We start from the raw sequence: 1873 nt of genomic DNA on the forward strand, positions 1-1873 counted from the left end.
TCGAAGGTCTTTCCAACGACTTTCAGGTGTTTACCCTCACCGGTCGGGAAGCCATCAGCCAGCCTTTTGTGTTCGAGGTGGAGCTGGTCAGTGAGCAGCCGTCGCTGAACCTCGAAACCCTGCTGCACAAACCGGCCTTTTTGCAGCTGTCGCCCGACGGCAGCGGCATCCACGGCCTGATCTACCGCGCCGCGCAAGGCGATTCCGGCAAGCGCCTGACGCGCTACTCCGTGACCCTGCGCCCGCAACTGGCGTACCTGGCGCACCGGATCAACCAGCGGATCTTCCAGAACCTCAGCGTGCCGAAAATCATCGGCAAGGTCCTCGAAGAACATGGCATCCAGGGCAACGCCTATGAGTTCCAGACCGGTTCGATCTACCCCGAGCGCATCTACTGCGTGCAGTACGACGAATCGGACCTGCATTTCATCCAGCGCCTGTGCGAAGAAGAAGGCATTCACTACCACTTCCAGCACAGCGCCACGGCGCACAAACTGGTGTTCGGCGACGACCAGACGGTGTTCCACAAACTGGCGCCGGTGGCCTATCAGCAGGACTCCGGCATGGTCGCCAGCGACCCGGTGATCAAGCGCTTCGACCTGCGCCTGGAAACCCGTACCAGCCGCACCACCCGCCGCGATTACGACTTCGAAAAACCGCGCATCACCCTCGAAAGCGAAAACCGTGGCGACGCCCTGCCCGACCTCGAGGATTACGACTACCCCGGCCGTTTCGTCGACCGCGAGCGTGGCAAACACCTGGCCAAACGCGCCCTCGAACGCCATCGCAGCGACTTCCAGCTCGCCGAAGGCAAGAGCGACCAGCCGCTGCTGGTCAGCGGCCATTTCCTCGCACTGAAAGAACACCCGAAGGCCAAGTGGAACGACCTGTGGCTGCTCACCGAAGTCCTGCACGAAGGCAAACAGCCGCAAGTGCTGGAAGAATCCGTCACCAGTGACACCACCGCGCTGAAAGACGATTTCCATCAGGGCTACCGCAACCGCTTCCAGGCCACCCCGTGGGACGTGCCGAACCGCCCGCCCCTGCGCCACCCGAAACCGCGCATCCTCGGCAGCCAGAGCGCCGTGGTCACCGGCCCCAAAGGCCAGGAAATCCACTGCGACGAATACGGCCGCGTCAAAGTCCAGTTCCACTGGGATCGTGAAGGCCAGGCCGACGACAAGACCAGCTGCTGGTTGCGCGTCTCCAGCGCCTGGGCCGGCGCCCAGTACGGCGGCATCGCCATTCCGCGCATCGGCATGGAAGTGCTGGTCACCTTCCTCGAAGGCGACCCCGACCAGCCGCTGATCAGCGGCTGCCTGTACCACAAGGAAAACACCGTCCCGTACGCCCTGCCGGCGAACAAGACGCGCACCACTTTCAAGACCCTGAGCTCGATGGGCGGCGGTGGCTTCAACGAACTGCGCATCGAAGACAAGAAAGGTCAGGAACAGATCTTCCTCCACGCCCAGCGCGACTGGGACGAGAACATCGAACACGACCAGAAAATCCGCGTCGGCAACGAACGCCACGACGTCGTGGAAAAGAACAGCTACACGGAATTCAAGGCCGAAGAACACCACACCGTTTACGAAGACCGCAAAGTCGAAGCACGGGCCAACGACCACCTGACCGTAGGCGTGAACCAGCACATCAAGATCGGCACCGGACAGTTCATCGACGCCGGGCAGGAAATTCACCTGAGCAGCGGCATGAAGGTCGTGCTGGAGGCTGGGGCTGAACTGACGTTGGTCGGCGGTGGCAGCTTCATCAAGATCGATGGCGGCGGCGTAACCATGAGTGGGCCGGCGATCAATATCAACTCCGGTGGTGGGCCGGGGAGCGGGACCGGTGCGGCGCCGTTGATGCCGGG

At 62.4% G+C, this 1873-nt stretch carries 1 protein-coding gene; it reads left to right on the top strand.

Features of this window, described 5'->3' with window-relative positions:
* On the top strand, positions 1–1873 hold a 1873-nt coding region (locus AC1RME_RS29515), incomplete at both ends, for a type VI secretion system Vgr family protein (RefSeq protein WP_493092122.1).

This window comes from Pseudomonas sp. GW822-FHT03F08 (assembly GCF_058801265.1).